Raw genomic sequence first — 16,777 nt, forward strand, 5'->3', positions numbered from 1 at the left:
TACGGAATAATTGCCGGCTAGTCGATAAGCTTCTGGAGGTGGTCGGTATGAGCTTTAGAAAAACAGGGGAGAGCAAGGGCTTCTACGGCAAGATGCTGCTTAGCATCGTTTTGTGCACCGCTCTGACTCTAACCGTTTCTTCTACGATTTTAATCGTGTTTTTTAACCGGATCGTTCTCAATCAAGTGTACCAATCCGACTTGAACAACTTAACGTTAACGAGCCGCGAAGTGCTCAACATGACCGAAAACGCGCAGTCTCTTACTTTCCAAATATACCGGAATCTCAACGTCATGAAGCTGTTGTTTTATTCCAATCCGAACATTTACGATACGATAGGGGCTATGGGCGAACTGTCCAATTACTTGAATTCCATGCCTTATATCGAATCGATTTACGTATATAACCCTAGATCATCAAACGTCTATATTGCTTCCGATTCCGGGCAAAACGGCGTGCTTACCAAAAACGAACTGACCGACAAAGAGATCTTGAACCTGCTGGATCATTATAAGGATTACAAACCGTTCACTCCTATTCCGCGGACTTACAAAACAGGCGATTCCGAAGAGGAGCAGAAAAGCGTATACACCTATTTGTGCTACGACGCGATCGGCGCCAAGGGCAGCGTAAATTCCGCGATTATCGTCAACATTTCGGCGGAATGGATCAATAAAGATATCGGCAACCGAAATCCGAATCATTCGGGCGAGTCTTTTATTATCGACAACCGCGGTACGTTGCTGAACGGAGAGAACTTGCAGCCGGATATATCCGACTCCATACTCGGTCCCATTCTTAATACGGAAGAAGCAGGGTTTCGAATCCAAAAGGTAGCGGGCGTAAAGTCGTTTATTTCCTATACGGTGCCGGACACGCTGGAATGGCGCTACGTACGCGTAACTCCGTACCGGTTAATTACGCAAAAGGTCGACGATATTTTATGGACCACGATTTGGATTGCCGGCGGAATTATCGTGGCGGGCTTGTTCCTATCCTGGTATTTGTCCCGCAGGTTATACGTTCCTTATGGACGAATGGCTAATCGAATGCACGCGCTTGAGAACGAGAAGAGAAACAATCTGTATACGATACGCCAGCAGTTTCTGCGCAGCCTCATTCAAGGAACGGAAGCGATCAATATGAAATCGCTTCGTTCCAAGATGACGGAATGGGGCGTATCCGTAGATTTTAATAAAAGGTACAGGCTCATCTTGATCAGAATCGATGGCTTCCGGGAATTCTCGGAACAGAAGGGCGCCGATCTTCGGGTGTATAAGTATGCCATGATGAATATCGGGTCGGAGCTCGCCATGCAGTCCTTTTCCGTCGAGACAGTGGAGCTGGAAGATGACCGCGTTCTGATTATCGTAGGCGAATCGTCCGACGTGGACATCGAGAATGAAGGATATTTGCATTCTTTGCTGCTTCAGATTCGCCAAGCGGTTCACGAGCACTTGAAGATCGGCATCTCGTTGGCCTATTCCCCTATTGAAGAGCAAGTGCTCCAATTACATGGGGCCTTTAGGCAGACGAACGATGCATCCGATCACCGGTTCTTTACCGGCCATGGAGCAATAATTCGCGTTAAGGACGTCGAGCTGACAAGAGCGGAAAATTACGTCTTTCCGGTCGATAAGGAGAAAAAACTCGTAGACTTCATGATGGCAGGGAGGATGGAGGAGGCGAAGACGGTATGCCGGACTATGATCAACGAGACTGCGTCCTATCCGCTTCTCGTAGTCCAGTCTGCGGTTACGAGGCTGAACATTACCATTAACAGCGTCATTCATACTTTTCAGAAAAATCGGATAGTGGATTCCATTGCCGGCAAGGATCCAGCAATTCCGCCGATGGAGCAGCTCGAAACGATACTGGAGCTAGATAATCGGTTCACGCAAATTTTCGACGAGCTCCGGGAGAAGCTGGAGGGCAAACGCAATATGAAACACGAAGAGCTCATTCGTCGAGTCAACGAAACCATCGATATCCATTACGGAGACCCTAACCTAAGCTTAAACGGGATAGCGGCCGAACTCGATATTACGCCGAGTTATTTGGGCAAAATTTATAAGCAAGCGACCATGCATGCTTTATTAGACGTAATCAATCGTGTCAGAATCGAGAAGTCTGCCGAGATGCTTAGGAATACGGATAGCCCGATAGCGGAAATCGCCGAGAAATCCGGGTTTACCAATTCATCTTATTATTATAGAATGTTCAAACGGCATTACGGTTTAACGCCTACGGATTTTCGTAAAAGCATTAGCCGTAATCAACAAGAAAGACTTGGTTAGCTTATAAATAAAGCCCCGTATCGGAAGCGACCGATACGGGGCTTTGGATTAATGGGCGATGTCCGCCCACATTTCGTCTTCGACGTCCAACTGAATTTGCGAAGGGTAAACGCGTAGTCCGAACTGTTGGAGAACGTACCGCATAATGGCTTCCTTAAGGTTGGCTTCGATCAGGAAACGGCCACGCCCTTGAATCCAAACCTCGGCGCTGAAGCCTTGATCCTCATCGTACAGAAGCTCCACCTCGACTGAATCGACGGAAACCTCATGCCTCTCCGCCATATGAAGACAGATCGCGTTAACGATTTGATCCATGGTTAATCTCATCTGCGGTTACCAGCGTCTTTGGTTAGGATCGTTCGATTGCCTGCGGCGTTTAATCGCATTGTAAATCCCTCTGACAGCAATGAACAACACGATCAAAGCTGCTACGTTAACGATTAGGCCAAGCATGTTTGCGAAAAATCCGGTCCCGAACATGCCTCCGAACAACAAGCCGGCCAACCCGCCGATCATTAATCCTTTCATGAAGCTGCCGCCGCTGAAAAATCCGCGTTTCGTAGAAGCTCCCGTTGAAGATGTTGCCGAAGATTTATTTGCAGTCGAGCTTTTGCTCACGCTATCTTGTGATTGTGCCGGCGTTTTGTTGAAGGATTTTTTTCCCGAGCTGAACGATCTTGGGCGAGCATCCGCGCTGTCGACCGGAATCGTGACGGCTGCGGTGAATGCGAATAAGCTGAGCACGAGCAGTGCTTTTTTCCACATGATGTTGGTTCCTCCTGCGATAGTTGTTATTGCTTACGTATATTTCATACGCGCATAGGGTTTCGGGGTTTCAAAATAAGATAGGGATGCCAGCTAGTAAATTTTGAGGTATGCTTGTCACTAGGAAGCGGAAGAACGAGGAAAGAGGAGTTATACGATGACAACGATTGCGTATCCCTTTGAATATATCCGATATTTAGCAGAGTACAACGGTTCGCGAGATTATTTCGAATGTCACGAGATCATGGAGGAGTATTGGAAGGAACATCCCGAGTCGGAGTATTCGACTTGTTGGCTGGTGCTCATTCGGATTTCCGTCTGTTTGTATCACGGAAGGCGCGGGAATTGGACTGGGGCGATCAAGCTTATGAGGAAAGCAGCCGGCGAGGCGAATGCCGATCAATTCGAAGAATTGGGGCTGGATGGCAAGAAGCTTGTGGAGGAGATCAAACGAGCGGCGATCGTATGGGCGGAGCCGGGAGTCGTATATGAGGATTTACAATTGCCGATACGCGATCTAAGCCTGCGTGAAGCTGCGCAACGGTTATGCCGCGAGCTCGGTTATGAGTGGGGATCCTCCGGCATCGAAGCAGGAGAAGAGGTCATTCACCGGCATCTGACGAGAGACCGAAGCGAAGTCACGCAAGCGAGGGCGGAATCGGCTAAACGCAAAGCGCTTATACGCGAGATTGCAAATACCGATAACCGTCCGTGACCATTTCGAGCTCTCCCGTATCGGGATGGATGATCAATCCGTGTACGGGCGTGCCGGGAGGGAGCAGCGGATGATTGCGCACGATCTCGACGCTGTTCTCGACGCTCTCCTTGACGCTGTCGAAACCCGTTAACCAACGGAAGAGATTAATTCCGGAATGTCGTAGCGTATGGATGACGTGCTGCTCTACGCCGCGAGCCTCCATATGAGCGACTACGTTGTTCGGATCGATCCCGGTCATCCCGCATTCGTGGTGGCCGATAATGAATACTTCATGCGCATTCAATTCGTATAAAGCAACGAGAATGCTGCGCATGATGTTGCCGAACGGGGATGTCAAGATGGCGCCGGCGTTCTTGATGATCTTGGCGTCGCCGTTCTTGAGGTTCATCGCTTTGGGCAGCAGCTCGGTTAGTCGCGCATCCATGCAAGTGACGATGACGATGCGTTTATCCGGGAACTTGGTCGTCAAATATTCCTCGTAATTTCTATTTTCGACGAAATCTTTGTTGAAAGCCATAATATCGTCTTTAATCCGCAACGCAATTCCCTCCAGTTCAATCTATCTCGCGGCGTCCGCCGTGCGTTTATCTTCCAGCCTCAAACGATTGCTATAGATTTGCCCGTCGCTTGCCAATTGGAAAGCGCGATGGTCCGGCAAGTAAGTAACGCGCATGGATTCGTCGAAAAAAACCTCGTGACGCTGCTCGAACCATACTTCGAAGACGTTGCTCTCCGCTTGCAAATCGCCGGTTTCCGGAGCATTCAACGCCCAGAACGTGGCGACACCGTCCATGGAGCATCCGCAGCCTTCCGAATCGGAAACGAGCTTCCAAGTCGTGGCGTCCGCGCCGAATCTAGCTTGTACTTCTTTGATGGCCTGTTCGCTCCAATGTATTTTCATCCGTACGATCTCCTCTCCGGGAAACAAGTTGCATGTGCCAATATTTAACCCGGTAAGTTGATTATAAATTTAGCTGGGGGTATGATCAAGTTGACAATATCTATAATTTAGAAAGGCCGTGAACCTATGAGCACCGTGGAGTTGGCGGTATCATCGCCATTAAAGCGTTTTCGTGAGATCATAAGCCAAATCAAACAATACGAAGAAATTTTAGGCGTAGTCTATTGGGATATGAGGACGGGCGCGCCGCGCAAAGGAATCGAGCTTCGTTCGGAAGCGGTTGGCGCGTTGTCTTCCGAGACGTTTAAGCTGTCTACGTCGAGCGAACTAGGAGAATTGCTTGCGAAGCTTAACGAGCCCGAAATCCAAGCGGAACTGAGCGAGATCGATCGCCGCCTCGTCGAGGAATCGACGAAGGAATACGAGCGCAACCGGAAAATACCTCCCGAGCTGCACCGCGAGTACGTCGTCCTGACATCCCAAGCCGAGTCCGCTTGGGAGGAGGCGAAGGAAAACAACGATTTCGCGGGTTTCGTCCCTTATTTGGAGAAAATCGTCGCCATTAACCGTCGGTTCATCGAGCTATGGGGAGTGAAGTCGACTCCGTACGATACTCTATTGGATATGTACGAGCCGGGACTAACGACGGTTGAATTAGATCGATTGTTCGGAGAGCTGAGAGCGCGTCTTGTTCCGTTGGCGGAACAAATCGCCAATGCCAAGGATAAGCCGGATACTTCATTCCTCGAGGGAACGTTCGATAAGGAAGCGCAGAAAACGTTCAGCAAGCTCATTCTGAAGGAAATGGGTTACGATTTCGAGGCCGGCAGGCTCGACGAGAGCGTTCATCCCTTTGCGACGGGGTTGAGCATCGGCGACGTGCGGATTACGACCCGCTATTTGACCGACGATATCACAAGCGCTTTGTTCGGAACGATCCATGAAGGCGGGCATGCCCTGTATGAGCAGAACATTGATCCGGAGCTTGCGCGGACCACTTTGAGCACGGGGACTTCAATGGGGATCCATGAATCGCAGTCTCGGCTGTGGGAAAATATGGTCGGGCGCAGCCTCGGATTCTGGAAACGGTATTTACCGGATCTGAAAGCCCATTTCCCGGGCCAATTAGATAACGTGACCGCCGAACAGTTCTATCGCGGGATCAACGTCGTTCAGCCGTCGCTAATTAGAATCGAAGCGGATGAACTCACTTATAATTTGCATATCATGATTAGATACGAGATCGAGAAAATGCTGTTTAATGAAGATTTGAACCCGCGCGATTTGCCTGAAGTATGGAACAAGAAGTATTCGGAGGCGCTCGGAATTACGCCGTCGACCGATTCGGAAGGCGTATTGCAGGACGTTCATTGGTCGGGCGGGGCTTTCGGTTATTTCCCTTCGTATTCTCTCGGGAACATGTACGGGGCGCAGATGGTGGACGTCGCGCGCCGGGAGATCCCGGACTTGGATGATCAAATCGCTTCCGGACAGCTGTTGCCTCTAAAAGAATGGTTGACGAAGCAAGTGTATCAATACGGCAAACTGCTTCAGCCTGCCGAGATTATCGAACGAATCAGCGGCAAACCGTTGCAGTCATCGTATCTATGCGACTACTTGGAAAATAAATACCGGGAAATTTATCGCCTGTAAGGGAAGGAGAGTTACGATTTTGACGTCCGCGAAGAGAATGTCGAGACTGGGTCTCGTGATGCTCTTGACCGCGGCGCTGCTTCCGGCCGACTCCCTAGTAACGACTGCATTCGCCGTGGATAAGCTGCCAGTCATAGGAGCCAAGGTTGTAAAGCAGAAGGGGAATAATGCGAACATACCTTCGCAGAATGGAATTACCGCTAGCAAACCATCCGAGCAAACGATCGGATCGACGGGATTCGAAAACCGATCGTCGGATGGCTGGGTTTCCCATACGGGGAATGAAACCGTAACGGTAACGGATTCCGACGCGAAGAGCGGCAACAATAGCTTGTTCACGTCCAATCGCCATGAACCGTTTCAAGGTCCGTCTCTCAACGTAACAGGCAAAATACATAAAGGCAATAAGTATCGGATAAAGGTTTGGGCCAAGCTGGCGAAAGGAGAAGCGGATGCCAAGCTAAAGCTTACGATGCAGCGCAAGATCAAGTCGACCGTTTCGTATGAATCGATAGTAGGCGAATCCAACGTTACGGACGGAGAGTGGGTGCCGTTTACCGGCATTTACACGGTGGACCGGCAAGCGGATTCGATGACCGTCTATTTGGAATCGAGCAATCCTAACGTATCGTACTATATCGACGACTTCGAGCTTACGTATATTCCGCAATTGGAGATAGAAGACATTCCTCGGCTGTATAAGAAATTCGAAGGGAAGTTTAAGCTCGGAGTCGCGGTAGAACCGGAGCAGACGAAGGACCAATACGCCAAGTTAGTCAGCAAGCACTACAATTCGCTCGTCGGCAGCAACGTCATGAAGCCCGTATCGATCATGCCGGCCGAGAACCGATTCACGTGGGACAAAACCGATCGGCTTATCGCGTTCGCCAAGAAGAACGGGATGGACATTCGTTTCCATACTTTGGTATGGCATCAACAAACGGGAGAATGGATGTTCAAGGATAAAGCCGGAGCGGAAATGACGCCAACGCCGGAGAACAAGAAGCTGCTTCTTGAGCGGTTGGAAACCTATATTCGGGCAGTCGTTGGCCGATACGGGCGCGATATTACCGACTGGGACGTCGTGAACGAAATTATCGATCCGAATCGTCCGGACGGACTGCGGGATACGAAGTGGTATCAAATCGCGGGCACCGATTATATCAAACTCGCGTTCCGGGTTACGCGCGAAGTACTGGATGAAATGGGCGTCGATCATGCTCGTCTGTACATCAACGATTATGATACCCATGATCCGGTGAAACGGGATATATTATATGATTTAATCGAGGATTTGCGGGAAGAGGGAGTTCCGATTGACGGGGTAGGGCACCAAATGCACGTGAATATCTCGAATCCGTCGCTAGAGGAAATCCGCGCATCGATCGAGAAGTTCGCCGCCCTGGGATTGGATAATCAAATTACCGAGCTTGATGTTAGCGTATATACGAACGGTACGGATACGATGGCGGAAGTTCCTGAACGATTGTTAGTCGTTCAAGCTCGCCGATATAAGCAGTTGTTTGATCTATTCGAGGAGTTGCACGAAAATATCAGTAACGTAACGTTATGGGGCACGGATGACGGTACGACGTGGTTAACGAAATACCCGATCGAGAGGCTCGATATGCCGTTGCTGTTCGACCACCAACTTCAATCCAAATTCGCTTACTGGGCATTAATCGATTCCGAGCAAATACCCGATAAGCTCTAACTTGCCGAGGTAAACGATGCTAATGGGATTTCGCGTCATCAAGACCGCTGCCGCTACTCTGACTGCAATCGGGACGGCAGTGCTGTTCGGAACGGAAAACCCGCTGTCGGCGGGATTACTGGCGATACTCGGAGTGGATACGACGCGGTGGCGGGGATTGCGCACCGTGTTCGCCCGTTTTTCGGCATCGCTTCTCAGCCTGCTGCTGGCTTCCCTTTTGTTCGAAGCCATAGGTTTTCAAATCTGGGTATTATCCTTATATATCCTTATCGCGTTTCCCTTGTTCGCCAGATTCGGTTTGAAGGACGGTCTCGTTACCGGAGCCGTAGTCGTCTTCCATGTATTCGCCAAAGGGGAAGTCTCTTTTCGCGTGATCGGCACGGAGCTGGAGTTGCTGGCGATCGGCTTGGGTTGGGCGACCGTCTTTAATCTTCTCTATACGCCTAAATATTATGGAAAGCTTAAAGAACTGAGAGCCGTCACGGAGTCGGGCTTCTCGGATATTTTCCGTCAACTGGCCATCCATTTGCGCAATCCGGAGTCGGTATGGAGCGGCGAGGAAGTGCTCATGACGGGAGCCGCCATCGAGGAAGGAATCGAAATCTCCCAACGCGCGCGCGAAAACAGGCTGATCCCCCAGGACGAGCCATGGCAGCTGTACTTTCAGATGCGGAGGCAGCAAATGGAATCCATTCAATTAATGATGGAATCCGTAGCGTTCGTTTCGCGGCACGTCCCGCAAGCCGAACTGATCGCGGTATTGTTCGACAGGCTGACGGAGGACGTCAAATCGGACTATTACGAAGGCGAAACGGAGCGAATGCTGTCCGAATTGGAGAAAAGCTTCAGAGGAATGCCGTTGCCGGCCACCAGGGACGAGTTCGAGACCCGCTCGGCTCTCTTTCAACTCACTCGCGAATTGAGGCGCTATTTGGGAATAGCGAGCCGCGAGAAAAAACAAAAGTCAATTTCCGCCCAAGCGATCATACAATGAAACGTAAAGTCTATCCCGGCGAAGCCGAGTCTATCGGAGCCGGGAAACGGTTGCGGGTTGCATGAACACATTTTTGTCACTCTAGACGAATGTCCTGCATAGACTTTAAGTGACTTGATCGTATGGAGGAGGTCTACTGAAATGGCTATTGCGGATAAACGGCTGCAGCGCAGGGAAATCATCACGAAGGCGGTTTGCGGCAAAGGCCGTAAGTTCTCGACGATTACCCACACCGTAACGCCGCCGCACCACCCGACCAGCATACTGGGCGCGTGGATCATCAATCATCAGTATGAAGCGGTGAAATCAGGGGACGGAATCGAAGTCATCGGGTCTTACGATATTAACATCTGGTATTCGTACAACAAAAACTCGCAAACCGATGTCGCGAAGGAAACGATCTCCTATGTTGAGCTCGTTCCCCTTTCGTACGTAGATCCGAAGCATCGCTCTTCCACGGAAGAGGTTTCTGCGGATGCGACGCAGGAGCCTAATTGCGTGGAAGCGACGATCAGTTCCAATGGTTCATCCGTGCTCATCCGCGTCGAACGGGAATTCGCCGTGGCGATGGTTGCGGAAACGAAGGTGTGTGTCGTAGTAGATCCGAATGGATTCGACGACGAAGGGAAAGACGTCGACTTCGGCCTTGGCGACGATGGAGATTTCGAGGATCTCGATTCCGATTTACTGGAAGACGATTTGTAATCGGTTCGGTCATCGGCCGGTACTTAAGTCTATGCAGAGGCGGAACAATAGTCGAGGGCGGATGCCCTGTCGTAACAACAGGATAAGCCTGTTTTTAGCAGCGGCGCACATAGGGAAGGGTCATTCGGCTTCGGCGTTTATGCGCCGCCTGCGGGACGGCCCTTCCCGTGTTTCGCGGGAGGAGGCTCCTAATGATTGGGCATGAAGGGACCGTATGGCTCTATAATAGTGGCGGCAAGCGTAGAAGCGCGTTGGAGCGGACGGGGCTGCCGGAGCTGAGCGACCTTGCCTTGGCCGGAAGGCACGATTGCGTCATGCTGGTCGGAAATGCGGAAGAGAGTAGTATTGAGGCATCGAGATCGGCAACGTCGTTATCCCCTTGGCTCATGAACGATAGCGCGGCACGGGTAGCGGCACTGCGCAGCGAAGAGATAGAGCGTCGGCTTCGACGGGAAGGTGTCCCGGCGAACATGAGAGCCGACGATCATTCCAGATCAAGCACCCCTATTACGGTGCTCGTTTGGGGACACGATGCCATCGAGATGAGACGATCCTTTCCGGATACCAAGAAATTTAATGAGGTTAAATACAGGGATGACCCTTGGAATAAATCGCTTATTACGAAAGAGCATCCGATCTGGAAAGCGGCGGAAAGAACGTCCGTGCGCGCGGTTTATTTGCTTGGTCTCGACTATGGCCGAGTCGAGCTGTTGTTAACCGAGAGCGGAAAGCTCATCGTCACCGAGGTCGCAGCGGAGTTGAAGATGGTCGGAGGGGAATCGCTTTTCCGGTTGCGGGAAATGGTCCAAGCGTTCTCGGCCGCTTGGGCCGCGGAAACGTCCGGAGGAGTGCGAGTAAAGCTCGGCGCCGATCCGGAATTCCTCTTGTTATCGAGGGAGGGGCGAGTCGTTCCGGCTTCGAAGTATTTTACGCCGAAAGGGGAAGCGGGGTGCGATTCCGTCCGTATACGGGGAGAGAAACGTTGGCCTTTAGTCGAGCTAAGGCCTAGGCCCACGGAAAATCCGAATCATTTGACTTCGGATTTGCGTCGGCTGCTTGCGTTAGCGACGGAACGGACGGCGGGAGCTTCGCTCACTTGGAAAGCCGGCGGGCTGCCGGTTCCCGGATTGCCGTTAGGCGGCCATGTCCATTTGAGCGGAGCGGCCTTAACCGGCGAACGCTTACGCGCGCTGGATAACGCGGTCGCGTTGCCGCTTCGCTTGCTTGAGCCGGCCGAAGCGGCGCGCAGGCGTCCTCGCTACGGCTCGCTTGGAGACGTGCGACGCCAGCCGCATGGCGGATTCGAATATCGGACGCCTCCAAGCTGGCTGGTATCCCCCCGTCTGGCGCTAGCGACTTTCGCGCTTGCCAAAGTCGCCGCGGAGCACTCGCGCGAGCTCGCAACCGACCGTCCGCTCGATGAAGAGCGGTATCGCGAAGCGTTCTATTCGGGTGAACGCCAACCGTTGTTAACGGCCGTTTCAAGAATATACCGGGCTATATCGGGAACATCCGGTTATGCAGCCTATCGAGAGCCCATCGATTTTTTGTTCGATGCGATTTCTCGAGGACGCAGTTGGGATGAGGGTGCGGATATCCGGACGAAATGGCGTATCCCGATAAATTGACGCGAAAGCGGAACAAGCTGTATCGGTTATCGTCGTTTGCCGTAATTCGGACGGTTGTTGGACAACCTTAGTTCAAGGCGATGACAATGATGATTCTCATACGGGGGCTTTAACAATGGAACATAAAGAATGGCATCCGGACACAGAACCGGATATCGGGCGGAGAAAAAGAGAGCATATCGAAGTCTGCCTTCAAGAGGACGTGCAAGGAAGAAGCGAAGGTAACGGATTCGATCGGTACAGGTTCCGCCATCAAGGCCTACCCGAAATCGACTACCGGATGATCGATACGTCGACGGAATTTCTCTCCCGCGCCTTGAAAGTTCCCCTCATGGTCAGTTCGATGACCGGAGGGACGGACGAATCCGGACGAATCAACGTGCGGTTGGCGGAAATCGCCGAGCATAGAGGATGGGCTATGGGATTAGGCTCGCTAAGGGCCGCTATAGAAGTTCCGCATACGGCAAGAAGTTATCAAGTGAGAAAGTATGCGCCGACCATTCCGATCGTTGCTAATCTGGGCGCTGTCCAATTGAACTATGGATACGGGATAGCGGAATGCCGCCGGGCGGTCGAGATGACGGAAGCGAATGGGCTAGTTCTACACCTTAACGGGATGCAAGAGCTGTTTCAGAACGGCGGAGATATCGATTTCAGCGGATTGCTAAGCAAGATCGAACGTTTATGCATGGAAGCGGAATTTCCGATCGGAGTAAAGGAAGTGGGGTGGGGCATTGACGGATCTGCGGCTAAAACGCTGATAGAGGCCGGCGTGTCCTTCGTTGACGTTGCCGGGGCGGGAGGCACTTCCTGGATCGAAGTGGAGAAACATCGTTCGGAAGATCCGGTTAAGAGGGAAGCGGCAAAAGCGTTCGAAGATTGGGGAACGCCTACCGCTCAGTGTATCTTGGAAACTAGGGAGGCATTGCCGGAGGTCTTCTTGATCGGCAGCGGAGGCTTGGCGAATGGCGTGGACGCCGCCAAGGCATTGGCGCTCGGCGCCAATCTTGCCTCGTTCGGCCGGGCGTTATTGGCACCGGCCGTGCATTCGTCCGAGCAGCTGTCCCGATTGTTCGAAAGGCTGGAGTTCGAATTGAAAGCGGCGATGTTCGGAATCGGAGCCGCCGACGTAAGTCAGTTAAACCATACGAACCGGCTTCTGGGAAGATGAGTCTCGGGAAGCCGGGCATATCTTTTTGGACGGAAGCTGTCCCGGTACAATTCATTTTTGCTATAATGAGATATTGAACTTGTTAAGTACTGCTTAAGATACCGGGAGGAAGACCATGGCTGGATATACCCCCATGATGGAGCAATATTTATCGGTTAAGGCGACGGCTAAAGATGCTTTGCTGTTTTTCCGTCTTGGCGATTTCTATGAAATGTTTTTCGAGGATGCGATAACCGCTTCGCGCGAGTTGGAGATTACGTTAACCGGACGCGGCGCCGGCCAAGAGGAACGGATTCCGATGTGCGGCGTTCCGCATCATGCCGCTGAAGGATACATAGCGAGGCTGATCGACAAAGGCTACAAAGTAGCCGTATGCGAACAGGTGGAGGATCCGGCAAGCACCAAGGGCGTCGTTAAGCGCGAGATCGTCCGCATCGTCACGCCGGGTACGGTCATGGATTCGAAAATGCTGGGCGACGCTTCGAACAATTTTATCGTCGGGGCCGCGCAGCAAGGCGGACGCGTCGGCATAGCCGCATGCGATTTGACGACGGGCGAGCTGTACGTGACTTCCTTCGCCGAGTCGCGCGAAGCGGTAAAAAACATTATGAACGTATACAGGCCGGCGGAAGCGGTCGGAGACGAGGCATCGATCGCTGCGATTAACGCCGATCTTAACCCGACGTCCCGCGCAGTGCTGACAACCGTGCGGGAAGAGGCCGATCTGACGAGACTCGTCAGCCAATTTCCGGACGAGCCTTGGAGCGCGCATGAAGCGGTTCGCCAACAAGCGGTGTCGCGCCTTGTTGCTTATTTGGACGAGACTCAGAAGCGGTCGCTTGCGCATCTGCGTTCCGTTAAAGCCTACGATTCCGAAGCTTACATGTCTCTCGACGCGTTCACGAGACGTAATCTGGAATTGACGGAAACGGTGCGCGATCGTTCAAGGAAGGGCTCGTTGCTGAGCTTGCTCGATCGGACCCGAACGGCGATGGGCGCGCGATTGCTGAAGCGGTGGATCGACCAGCCCCTGCTGAACCGCGACGAAGCGGAGCGCAGGCTGGATGCCGTCGAAGCCTTAAATAAAGACTGGATCAAGCGCAAGGAGCTTCGCGACGAGCTGGGAGAGGTGTACGATCTCGAGCGGCTCGCGGGAAGAATCGCTTATGGAACCGCCAACGCTAGAGATTTGAACGCGCTGAAAAATTCCTTGCGACGCATTCCTTCGATTCAAGAACTGTGTCAAAGCCTGAACGCGTCGCCTTTGAGCGCGTTAGCGGATCGTATGGATGCGTGCGCCGATATCGCGGACGCCATCGAGAAAGCCATCTCGGACGAACCGCCCGTGACGCTGAAGGACGGAGGCATCATACGTCAGGGCTACGACAAGAAGCTCGACGAGCTGCGCGAGGCGAGCCAGAACGGCAAGCAATGGATCGCCGAACTGGAACGGATGGAGCGCGAAGCAACGGGAATTAAATCTTTGAAAATCGGCTTTAACAAAGTTTTCGGCTACTACTTGGAGGTAACTCGGGCGAACTTGGTCAATCTTCCGGAAGGAAGGTACGAGAGGAAGCAGACGCTGGCGAACGCCGAGAGATACGTCACTCCCGAGCTTAAGGAGAAGGAAGCTCTTATCCTTGAAGCGGAAGATCGGATGTTCGATCTGGAGTACGAGAGCTTCATCGCTTTGCGCGACAGCATCGCCGGCCAGATGGCCAGGCTGCAGCGGCTTGCGGAAAGCGTAGCGGCGCTCGACGTTCTTCAGGCTTTCGCGGAAGCGAGCGCCGAGAGGAGATATACGCGACCGAATTGGACGGAAGGCGACGGGTACGATCTGATCATAGAAGACGGCAGGCATCCGGTCGTGGAATCGGTGAACGAGAACGGAGTGTTCATCGCGAACGAAACCTCGTTGACCGCCTCCGGGGGTTCGATTCTGTTAATAACGGGACCGAATATGGCGGGTAAAAGCACGTACATGCGTCAAGTGGCGATGATTACGATCATGGCGCAGATCGGTTGCTTCGTGCCGGCTCGTCGGGCGATACTGCCGTTCGTCGATCGCATTTTCACGCGGATCGGCGCTGCCGACGACCTTGTCGGCGGACAAAGTACGTTCATGGTCGAGATGAAAGATATCCAAGTGATGACGGAACAGGCGACTTCTAAGAGCCTTATCATTATCGACGAGCTCGGACGCGGAACTTCGACGGACGAGGGGATGGCGATCGCCCAGTCGGTCATCGAATACGTACATGACCACATCGGCTGCAAAGCGCTAGTGTCGACCCATTTCCATGAATTGGCGCATCTTGAGAACTCGCTGCCCGGCTTGCGCAACGGCTGCATGGCCGTCAAAGAAAGCGCGGACGGCGTCACTTTCCTGCGTAAGCTGGTGCCGGGCGCGGCGGATTCCAGTTATGGAATTTACTGCGCGCAGTTAGCCGGATTGCCTGAGACGATCGTATCCCGCGCGTATACGCTGCTGAGCGACCACGGCTCCATCGAGAGCATCGCAGCTCGGAATAGCGTTACGGTCAAGGAAACGGCAGCGACGTTAACCGAGACGGACGAAACGGCAGCCCGTTTGGGCAAGCCTGCCGAACACTCTCCCGGCATCGTGCAACTTTCCATGTTCGCGGAAGCGACGGCTCCGTCCAAGCCGGCGAAACCGAACGCGAACGATAAACTGTTAGAGAAGCTTAGAAAGCTTGACGTCATGAGAATGACACCTATGCAAGCGTTGGAATGGTTAAACGACGCGAGGAACCAATTGGCGGAAAGCGGGGATCATTAATGAACGTATTCAAGAAATTGCGCATCGCTCTAGCTCTTCTGCTCACGGTCGCTTTACTGACGGTAGGGGCTCCGGTCGCGTTAGGGGCCACCGAAGATCAGGTCGAGGAAGTCCGAGAACTGCTCGAGCAATACCACCTCAGCAAACCTAACGATGATGAATTGACCGATAAGGAAATGGAAGATATGGTCGATTCCCTTCACGATCCTTACACGCAATATTTCGACGAGGACCAATGGGAATCGTTCAATTCGTCCCTGGAGCAAACGTTCGTAGGCGTCGGAATCGTCATGATCGAGGACCAAGGAGTCGTATACGTCGAGGATGTCATACCCGGAAGCCCGGCGGAAGCGGCCGGCGTTCAACCGGGCGACGTGCTTGCGGGCGCCGACGGCAAATCTTTCAAAGGAAAATCATCTTCGGAAATACAGAAAGAGCTGCGCGGAGCGGAAGGTACGGTCGTCGGATTAAGCGTGACGCGCGGCGGCAAAGCGCTGAAATTCAAATTGACGCGAAAATCGGTGCAAATTCCGGTAGTTACGACGAAGATGCTCGACAAAGGCGTAGGTTACTTGTCGCTATCGGGATTCACCTTGGAAGCAGGCAAGGAATTCAAACAGCAATTGTCGAAGCTGGAGAAGAACGGGCTGACGTCATTGGTGCTTGATCTGCGCGACAACGGCGGCGGTTACGTTAACGCCGCCCAGGATATTGCCGGCTCGTTCGTAGAGAAAGGCGTTCTTGCCCACATGCGCGACCGGGAAGGCGTTGACGAGCCTTTAGATATAAGCGGCACGTCCAAACCCTATTCCGTCGTCGTTCTCGTGAACGGGAATTCGGCAAGCGCATCCGAATTGCTCTCCGGAGCGTTGCAAGATTACGGAGTAGCCAAGCTGGTCGGCACGAAGACTTACGGCAAAGGCGTCGTGCAATCCCTTATCCCCGTCAAGAGCGGCGGGATGCTTAAAGTGACGATACAGGAGTACTATACTCCGACCGGACGCAAAGTAGATAAAGTGGGGTTGACGCCGGACCTGGTCGTGAACGGGGTTGCCGAGCAGTTAATCGGCGCCTACCGTTTGGCGGGAGGCAAAAAACTGTCCGTGACTTCCGGCAAAGGCGTCCTGACGGTCAACGGAGTGCGGATGGCGCAACCTGGAGCAGCTTGGAAGGAAAATACCGTCTGGTATGTCAATCTGAAGCTGGCCGCGACCGTGATCGGCGCTAAACTAAGCTATAATTCTAAAAATCATACTTACACGCTTGCGAAAGGCGATCAGGTTCAAACGATCAAGACTACCGATTCCCGCTTGAAGATGAAAGATGGCCGATCCAATATCGACGTAAGGTTGTTGAAAAAATGGTTCTCCGGCTTTACGTATTCCGCCGGGGGAGACACGATTAAGCTAATCGCGAGCTAAAAGGAAGGAG

Annotated in this window: 14 protein-coding genes; 10 read left to right on the forward strand and 4 right to left on the reverse strand. The window is 52.6% G+C overall.

Features of this window, described 5'->3' with window-relative positions; all coding sequences use genetic code 11:
* Positions 1-47: 47 nt before the first annotated feature.
* On the forward strand, positions 48-2,297 hold the full coding sequence (locus FPL14_RS27990; protein WP_182300800.1) for an AraC family transcriptional regulator: 2,250 nt from the start codon (positions 48-50) through the stop codon (positions 2,295-2,297).
* A 48-nt stretch (positions 2,298-2,345) separates the two neighbouring features.
* Here FPL14_RS27990 and FPL14_RS27995 read toward each other — a convergent pair whose 3' ends face one another.
* Complete coding sequence (locus tag FPL14_RS27995) at positions 2,346-2,612, reverse strand: DUF2653 family protein (RefSeq protein WP_229263699.1); 267 nt, start codon at positions 2,610-2,612, stop codon at positions 2,346-2,348.
* An 18-nt stretch (positions 2,613-2,630) separates the two neighbouring features.
* The gene (locus FPL14_RS28000) at positions 2,631-3,062 is read right to left on the reverse strand and encodes a hypothetical protein (protein WP_182300802.1); all 432 of its coding nucleotides are present in this window, start codon (positions 3,060-3,062) and stop codon (positions 2,631-2,633) included.
* Positions 3,063-3,219: 157 nt separating this feature from the next.
* On the opposite strand from FPL14_RS28000, the gene FPL14_RS28005 reads away from it, so the two are divergent.
* The gene (locus tag FPL14_RS28005) at positions 3,220-3,777 is read left to right on the forward strand and encodes a DUF309 domain-containing protein (RefSeq protein WP_182300803.1); all 558 of its coding nucleotides are present in this window, start codon (positions 3,220-3,222) and stop codon (positions 3,775-3,777) included.
* On the opposite strand, the gene FPL14_RS28010 is transcribed toward FPL14_RS28005, so the two are convergent.
* A complete protein-coding gene (locus tag FPL14_RS28010) occupies positions 3,740-4,297 on the reverse strand; it encodes a beta-class carbonic anhydrase (RefSeq protein ID WP_182304197.1) in 558 nt (185 codons plus the stop codon). The genes FPL14_RS28005 and FPL14_RS28010 overlap by 38 nt on opposite strands.
* 42 nt (positions 4,298-4,339) lie before the next feature.
* Complete coding sequence (locus FPL14_RS28015; protein WP_182300804.1) at positions 4,340-4,681, reverse strand: iron-sulfur cluster biosynthesis family protein; 342 nt, start codon at positions 4,679-4,681, stop codon at positions 4,340-4,342.
* Between the two features lie 126 nt (positions 4,682-4,807).
* Here FPL14_RS28015 and FPL14_RS28020 point away from each other — a divergent pair, with 126 nt between their 5' ends.
* The 8 genes from FPL14_RS28020 to FPL14_RS28055 all read left to right on the forward strand — a co-directional run bounded on the left by FPL14_RS28020 (position 4,808) and on the right by FPL14_RS28055 (position 16,767).
* Positions 4,808-6,334 (forward strand): carboxypeptidase M32, encoded by a 1,527-nt coding sequence (locus FPL14_RS28020; protein ID WP_182300805.1) that lies wholly within the window; start codon positions 4,808-4,810, stop codon positions 6,332-6,334.
* 19 nt (positions 6,335-6,353) lie between these two features.
* Positions 6,354-8,048: an endo-1,4-beta-xylanase gene (locus FPL14_RS28025; protein ID WP_182300806.1), complete on the forward strand. Its 1,695-nt coding sequence runs from the start codon at positions 6,354-6,356 to the stop codon at positions 8,046-8,048.
* A 16-nt stretch (positions 8,049-8,064) separates the two neighbouring features.
* Complete coding sequence (locus FPL14_RS28030; protein WP_229263701.1) at positions 8,065-9,042, forward strand: aromatic acid exporter family protein; 978 nt, start codon at positions 8,065-8,067, stop codon at positions 9,040-9,042.
* Positions 9,043-9,183: 141 nt separating this feature from the next.
* Positions 9,184-9,747: an outer spore coat protein CotE gene (locus tag FPL14_RS28035; RefSeq protein WP_182300807.1), complete on the forward strand. Its 564-nt coding sequence runs from the start codon at positions 9,184-9,186 to the stop codon at positions 9,745-9,747.
* A 191-nt stretch (positions 9,748-9,938) separates the two neighbouring features.
* Positions 9,939-11,375 (forward strand): putative amidoligase domain-containing protein, encoded by a 1,437-nt coding sequence (locus FPL14_RS28040; RefSeq protein WP_182300808.1) that lies wholly within the window; start codon positions 9,939-9,941, stop codon positions 11,373-11,375.
* Between the two features lie 115 nt (positions 11,376-11,490).
* A complete protein-coding gene (gene fni, locus FPL14_RS28045; RefSeq protein ID WP_182300809.1) occupies positions 11,491-12,546 on the forward strand; it encodes a type 2 isopentenyl-diphosphate Delta-isomerase in 1,056 nt (351 codons plus the stop codon).
* Between the two features lie 115 nt (positions 12,547-12,661).
* Complete coding sequence (gene mutS, locus FPL14_RS28050; RefSeq protein WP_182300810.1) at positions 12,662-15,346, forward strand: DNA mismatch repair protein MutS; 2,685 nt, start codon at positions 12,662-12,664, stop codon at positions 15,344-15,346.
* Complete coding sequence (locus FPL14_RS28055) at positions 15,346-16,767, forward strand: S41 family peptidase (protein WP_182300811.1); 1,422 nt, start codon at positions 15,346-15,348, stop codon at positions 16,765-16,767. Before mutS ends, FPL14_RS28055 begins: the two co-directional genes overlap by 1 nt.
* The last annotated feature ends 10 nt before the right edge of the window (positions 16,768-16,777 follow it).

The sequence above is a fragment of the Cohnella cholangitidis genome (genome assembly GCF_014107495.1).
Lineage (GTDB): Bacteria > Bacillota > Bacilli > Paenibacillales > Paenibacillaceae > Cohnella > Cohnella cholangitidis.

Bases quoted from the DNA above. Each gene is read 5' to 3' on its own strand.
- FPL14_RS28040 (WP_182300808.1), top strand. From the start codon at position 9,939: ATGATTGGGCATGAAGGGACCGTATGGCTCTATAATAGTGGCGGCAAG.
- FPL14_RS28030 (WP_229263701.1), top strand. From the start codon at position 8,065: ATGCTAATGGGATTTCGCGTCATCAAGACCGCTGCCGCTACTCTGACT.
- FPL14_RS28055 (WP_182300811.1), top strand. From the start codon at position 15,346: ATGAACGTATTCAAGAAATTGCGCATCGCTCTAGCTCTTCTGCTCACG.
- mutS (WP_182300810.1), top strand. From the start codon at position 12,662: ATGGCTGGATATACCCCCATGATGGAGCAATATTTATCGGTTAAGGCG.
- fni (WP_182300809.1), top strand. From the start codon at position 11,491: ATGGAACATAAAGAATGGCATCCGGACACAGAACCGGATATCGGGCGG.
- FPL14_RS28005 (WP_182300803.1), top strand. From the start codon at position 3,220: ATGACAACGATTGCGTATCCCTTTGAATATATCCGATATTTAGCAGAG.
- FPL14_RS27990 (WP_182300800.1), top strand. From the start codon at position 48: ATGAGCTTTAGAAAAACAGGGGAGAGCAAGGGCTTCTACGGCAAGATG.
- FPL14_RS28035 (WP_182300807.1), top strand. From the start codon at position 9,184: ATGGCTATTGCGGATAAACGGCTGCAGCGCAGGGAAATCATCACGAAG.
- FPL14_RS28020 (WP_182300805.1), top strand. From the start codon at position 4,808: ATGAGCACCGTGGAGTTGGCGGTATCATCGCCATTAAAGCGTTTTCGT.
- FPL14_RS28010 (WP_182304197.1), bottom strand. From the start codon at position 4,297: ATGGCTTTCAACAAAGATTTCGTCGAAAATAGAAATTACGAGGAATAT.
- FPL14_RS27995 (WP_229263699.1), bottom strand. From the start codon at position 2,612: ATGGATCAAATCGTTAACGCGATCTGTCTTCATATGGCGGAGAGGCAT.
- FPL14_RS28015 (WP_182300804.1), bottom strand. From the start codon at position 4,681: ATGAAAATACATTGGAGCGAACAGGCCATCAAAGAAGTACAAGCTAGA.
- FPL14_RS28000 (WP_182300802.1), bottom strand. From the start codon at position 3,062: ATGTGGAAAAAAGCACTGCTCGTGCTCAGCTTATTCGCATTCACCGCA.